Origin of the sequence: Desulfosporosinus sp. I2 (genome assembly GCF_000960765.1) — a bacterium.
Lineage (GTDB): Bacteria > Bacillota > Desulfitobacteriia > Desulfitobacteriales > Desulfitobacteriaceae > Desulfosporosinus.
Genome location: NZ_JYNH01000210.1, coordinates 1 through 5,750, shown reverse-complemented (window position 1 = coordinate 5,750; position 5,750 = coordinate 1). Strand labels below are relative to the sequence as shown.

Below are 5,750 nucleotides of genomic sequence, written 5' to 3'. Positions count from 1 at the left end.
AAGTGATAATTTTAGTGCTTCTTTTTGGCTCGGGCTCTTGTCATGACTATGAAAAAAAGACCAACAACGATATATATGGCCCCTTGACTTGGACGCTGTGTTGCAAGGTAGTAGCTACCTGCAATAACAAAGGCAGCTGCAGCAATATAATCCCAGATAGGTTTGATGGTCTTCTTCTTCGGCGTGATATCCATGCTCTTTTTGGGTTTTTTCATGGGGAATTTCATCTCCTTTATCGTAATATACTTCCACTTGTTATGCGGAACATTGAAAAGGTCCTTTTGAGTGAGTATACTAGGACTTATTGGAAGATTATCACGAATTCTTAATATTTACTAGGATTTCCATGAGTAATATCAGATACCCTTGCTAAAACGTTAGTGTCATATGTCAAAATTTAAGAGCCGAATGTCACAGTTGATAGGATTCAGGAAAATTTCAGCTTCTCTTCAGTTTGAATTCAACCTAGTGATGCATAATTATAATACGAAATGAACTTATCCGACAGCCAACTGCCCCAAGATTCGAATGGAGTAAAAACCCCACCCGAATCAAGAATATTGTTGATAGTTAGGATTTTAGTAAAGGGGTTTATTACATGCAAAAATTAAAGGGAATTAAAGTATTATTGGTTGATGATGAACCGAACATTTTAGAATTTCTAGAGATGGGGCTTCAGGATGAAGGATTTGAGGTGATGACGGCTCAAGATGGGATGATGGCAGTAACCCTTGCCAAGCAATTTCAGCCTCACATTATAATTCTTGATGTTATGATGCCAGGTATGGATGGTTTTGAAGTGTGCAGAATGCTAAAAAAGTCGGAGAATGTTGCCATTATCATGTTAACTGCTAAGGATGAAGTCGATGACCGTGTGAAAGGATTAATGCTCGGGGCGGATGATTACATGATGAAACCGTTTAGTTTTGAGGAATTGCTGGCACGCATTCAGGCGAGGATTCGCAATCAATTCCCCAACTTGATGGAAGAAGTGGTGCACGGACCCTTCCGAATTGATGATCGGCGCAAAGAAATCCTCTACAATCAACGGGTTCTTGAACTCTCGACTACCGAGTATGAATTGCTCAAATACTTGGTGATCAATCAAGGCTTGGTTTTAAGCAAGGCGAAAATTTTAGATAAAGTATGGGGTTATGACTTTGGTGGGGATGAAAATATTGTTGAGGTGTATATAAGGTCACTCAGGGAAAAATTAAAAGACAAGGAACATCGCCTAATCCGAACGTTGCGTGGCTCGGGATACAGGGTTGATTTGTGATGAAAACAAACTCACTTCGATTTCAGCTATTATCTCGTTCCTTACTGCTTATGGCCGGGTTGCTGGTCATTATCGGTTTCTTCCAATATATCTTCATGCTGGATTTTATGTATCATAATAAAGCGTTGAGTGTACAAACCCAGATCATGTCAATTCCTCCAGATGCTTGGGAAAAATTAGTAGGCGAAGCCTCTAGTAGTTCGAATAATCCATCGAGCAACTTGGCCGCTGATTCATCAGAACATGATACACCTGGTAAGAATAATGCTCCCAGTAACTTATTAGGTGGTAGTGCGCCGAGGCATGCTCCTTTTTTCTTCTCAACGGATTCCACGATTTCATTTTATGATCTCTCTGGAACCCTTACACTACTTTCTAGTTCCTCTCAGAATGATGCGGTTCCGACTAAGCTTCCTGAACAAGATTATAAAGAGGCTATTAAAAGTTCTAAGCACGGACTAACGTATAAAGTTTTGACTCCAACCGATGGTAGTGAGCAATTGATCGTTCTTCAGACAATTCAGTCGAGAGATCAAGAGGCTGGAGTGGTCCAGGTCAATGTCAGTACAAAACCATTGAAGGATATTTTAACTCGGCAACTTTTAACGTTTTTAGCGATCTCTTTGCTCGCTCTCATTGGAGGTATGCTTGCTTTTATTCCCGTGCTAAGAAAAACACTGGTCCCATTGTCCAAAATGGTGGATACAGTGGAACAAATCGATGCAGGAAATCTCGCCGAACGCTTACCTGTTGAACAGGGGCAAGTGGAAATTGATCGTTTGGCGGTCTCTTTTAATGGTATGCTTGAAAGATTAGAAGCGTCCTTTAAAGTGGAAAAGGAGGCGATCGAGCAGATGCGGCGTTTTGTTGCTGACGCCTCTCATGAACTCCGCACTCCTCTGACTTCAATCCATGGATTTATAGAAGTTTTGCTTCGTGGCGCGATGAATCAACCGGATAAGTTACACAGATCATTGAAGAGTATGTACGCAGAATCCGAGCGCATGAAAAAGTTAGTTCAAGACCTTCTTCTTCTTGCTAAGCTAGATCGATCTCCCAATGTTCGGCTATGTGAGGGGGAGTTGGATGGAATCATTAAGGACATGGCACCTCAATTAAGGATGTTGGCAGAAACACGTAAAGTCAGCTTACGACTTACAGCGGATTTAAGATGTCGGTTTGATGAGGATAAAATGAAACAAATCATCTTGAATCTCTTTCATAATGCAGTACAACACACAGATCCTGAGAAAGGGGAAATTCAACTTACCTTGGATCAGGTTGCTGACGGTGTGGAATTGACCGTGAGTGATAATGGTTCTGGGATACCTAAGGAGCATCTGCCTAAACTGTTTGATCGATTTTATAGAAGTGATTCATCCAGAACTCGTAAATACGGAGGAGCTGGACTTGGATTGTCGATTACAAAATCGCTCGTGGAGCTTCATGGAGGAGGGATAAGGGTAGACAGTACAGCTGGGGAGGGGACCGTGTTTTATGTATGGCTCCCGTTAAATCTTGCACAATATAAATAACTTTAAACTTGGTTTAAGACAACTAAAAGGGAGCTATGCGTTATGAGCATAGCTCCCTTTTAGTTGTCTTTGAAGAAAGTACTTTACGCTTCATTAAGCAGACAGTGCTTCTTTTTTCGCCTTTTAGATACTCGTTTTTCAGCTAATTTTCAGCTAACACTCAATTAACACTCAGGTGGCATTTAGGCATGATTCAGGAACGCAGGTTATAGTAATGAAGAACCAAGACAGCGACAGCGAAACAACTTCGAAATTTAATTTGTAAAGGAGTTATTAAAGCAATGAAAGTATTTAAGGGTAAAAGTGTTGATCCATTTTTAATTGGAGCCCTTCTGCTAGCCGCATTCTTAAATATCTACGGCATTTGGCAAGACCAAAATGCTAATGCCTACTACACTGCTGCGGTTACCAGTATGTTACAAAGTTTCCATAACTTCTTTTTTGCATCCTTTGATCCAGGCGGATTTGTAACGGTGGATAAACCACCGGTTGCATTCTGGGTCCAGACGATTTTCGCTTCAGTGTTCGGAGTACAGGGGTGGAGCGTAATTTTGCCACAGGCTCTGGCAGGAGTCGGGTCTGTTCTCCTAATTTACGACCTTGTCAAACCGTCCTTTGGTAAACTTGCGGCTAGGCTTGCGGCTTTAGTAGCTGCCTGTACACCCATCGCTGTCGCCGTGAGTCGCACAAATAACGTCGATAGTTTATTGGTATTTACCCTTCTAACAGCAACCTGGATGTTATTTAAAGGGGTTAGAACCCAAAAATGGGTTTGGTTGATCGCAGCGTTTGCTGTAATTGGAGTTGCCTTTAATATCAAAATGCTTCAGGCGTATATGGTTCTACCCGCTTTCTATCTCTATTATTTACTGGCCTATAACGTCAATTTAAAAAAGAAACTAACCGTCCTAGTTGCCGCAACAGTAGCCTTGCTGATGGTATCGTTATCTTGGCCTCTCATCGTGGACAGTATTCCAGCAGAGAACCGGCCGTACATCGGCAGCAGTCAAACAAATTCAGTGTTGGAATTAGCCTTCGGTTATAACGGGATCTCTCGCTTGACAGGCGATAGAGGAAGGGGGGGTGTGAATCCAACTCAGGATCAAATGCCCCCTGATGATGGCAAAGGTGCAGTAGGAAGACAGGGAGATGATGGTGGAAGCCCGGGAGATGCAGGTGGAAAACAGGGAGATGGAGGTGGAAGCCCGGGAGGCGGTGGCATGTTTAATACTGGTACTGTCGGACCGCTCCGTTTATTCCAATCTCAGTTATCTGGACAAATAAGCTGGCTGCTTCCATTTGCTTTGTTAGCTGCATTTGGTTTGCTAATGGGCATACGTCGTAAGCGGGTATTAACAGATAAGCAAAAGGAAAGTCTTTTTTGGCTAGCCTGGTTGCTTCCCATGATGGCCTTCTTCAGTGTTGCAGAGTTTTTCCATCAGTACTATCTGATTATGCTTGCGCCAGCTATTGCAGCTCTCACTGGAGCAGGCTGGGTAGAATTATGGAGCTTCAACCGAAACCACGATGGTTGGAAGAAGTGGTTGTTACCGATGGGAATTTTAGGAACGACCTTATTTCAACTTTATATACTCTTGCCCTATAGGGTTCAGATCGGGCTAGGTTTGCCAATTGTGGTTGGGGTAGTAGGAAGCGGGATATCTCTCTATTTATGCATGCCTCAATTCAAGCGGACTTCGAAGCCCGGACTTCAAACCTCGATCAAGGCTGCCGCTTTGGGCGGGATCTTGATACTGCTCGTCGCTCCACTCTACTGGGCAACGACCCCGATTCTTTATGGAGGCAACAGCATGTTGCCGGCTGCGGGACCACAAAGTAGTGCGGGTATGCCGGGACAAAGCCTAGGACAAGGGCGTACTCAATTCCAAAATCCGACGCAAGAAGCTTCGAACGAAAACCAAGCAGAAAACCTAGCACAAAAAGATCAAACGCTAAACCAAACTCAAACTCAGACACAAACACAAGATATAACCCAAGGTTCGATGCCAAACCAACCACAAGGCCAAGGTCAAGGACAGCCGCAGGAAACCATCGATACTAAACTACTTGCCTTTTTAACAGCCAACAACACTGGCGAGAAATTCTTGTTTGCCACAACCAATGCTGGTACAGCGGAAGCCTACATTATTCAAACTGGGCAAGCGGTCATGGCAATGGGCGGATTTTCTGGTTCAGATCCGATCTTAACCGTCGATAAATTGAAGCAGATGATCGCTAACAAAGAGATTAAGTACTTCTTAAGCTCGTCAGGTGGTCCAGGTGGGGGAAACTCGGATGTCCAAACCTGGATATCACAAAATGGAAAAGTCGTTCCACAGTCTATATGGCAATCCAGCACAACTGACTCTAGCGGATTGGGCATGGGCCGGAACGGTGCTGCAACACTATATGAAATTAACCCTTAATGGGGGAGGTAAGAAAATGAGTACAGACATTCGGTATTCCATAGTAATTCCTGTCTACAACGAGGAAACAGTGATAGAGCAAACCTATCAGCGCTTAAAGCAAGTTATGAATAGTACTGAAGAACTTTATGAACTAATTTTCGTAGACGATGGTAGTTGTGACCAATCCCCAACCATGATTAAACGATTTGGAGATCAAGATTATGCTGTTAAACTCATTTCTTTCTCCCGAAACTTTGGTCATCAAGTAGCAATAACAGCCGGGATGGATTACGCAACTGGTGCAGCAGTCGTTGTGATCGATGCAGATTTGCAGGATCCACCCGAATTGATTTTAGAGATGATTGCTAAATGGAAGGAAGGGTATCAAGTCGTTTACGCCAAACGCACAAAGCGGAAGGGAGAGACCTTTTTCAAAAAGCAAACTGCTCACTTGTTTTATCGATTGTTGAGAGTCACTACGGATCTTGACATCCCAACGGATACAGGGGATTTCCGCTTACTGGATCG

Annotated in this window: 5 protein-coding genes; 4 read left to right on the top strand and 1 reads right to left on the bottom strand. The window is 43.3% G+C overall.

The window, feature by feature from the left end; genetic code table 11:
• Positions 1 to 11 precede the first annotated feature (11 nt).
• Positions 12 to 194, bottom strand: a complete 183-nt coding sequence (locus UF75_RS24425; RefSeq protein ID WP_207642502.1) for a hypothetical protein — start codon at positions 192 to 194, stop codon at positions 12 to 14.
• 404 nt (positions 195 to 598) lie between these two features.
• Here UF75_RS24425 and UF75_RS24420 point away from each other — a divergent pair, with 404 nt between their 5' ends.
• The 4 genes from UF75_RS24420 to UF75_RS24405 all read left to right on the top strand — a co-directional run.
• The gene (locus UF75_RS24420; protein WP_045577120.1) at positions 599 to 1,279 is read left to right on the top strand and encodes a response regulator transcription factor; all 681 of its coding nucleotides are present in this window, start codon (positions 599 to 601) and stop codon (positions 1,277 to 1,279) included.
• A complete protein-coding gene (locus UF75_RS24415; protein ID WP_045577119.1) occupies positions 1,279 to 2,814 on the top strand; it encodes a HAMP domain-containing sensor histidine kinase in 1,536 nt (511 codons plus the stop codon). Before UF75_RS24420 ends, UF75_RS24415 begins: the two co-directional genes overlap by 1 nt.
• A gap of 281 nt (positions 2,815 to 3,095) precedes the next feature.
• Positions 3,096 to 5,240, top strand: a complete 2,145-nt coding sequence (locus UF75_RS24410) for a glycosyltransferase family 39 protein (protein ID WP_045577118.1) — start codon at positions 3,096 to 3,098, stop codon at positions 5,238 to 5,240.
• Positions 5,241 to 5,256: 16 nt separating this feature from the next.
• Positions 5,257 to 5,750, top strand: a 494-nt coding sequence (locus tag UF75_RS24405) for a glycosyltransferase family 2 protein (RefSeq protein WP_045577117.1), incomplete at its 3' end; no start/stop codon positions are given.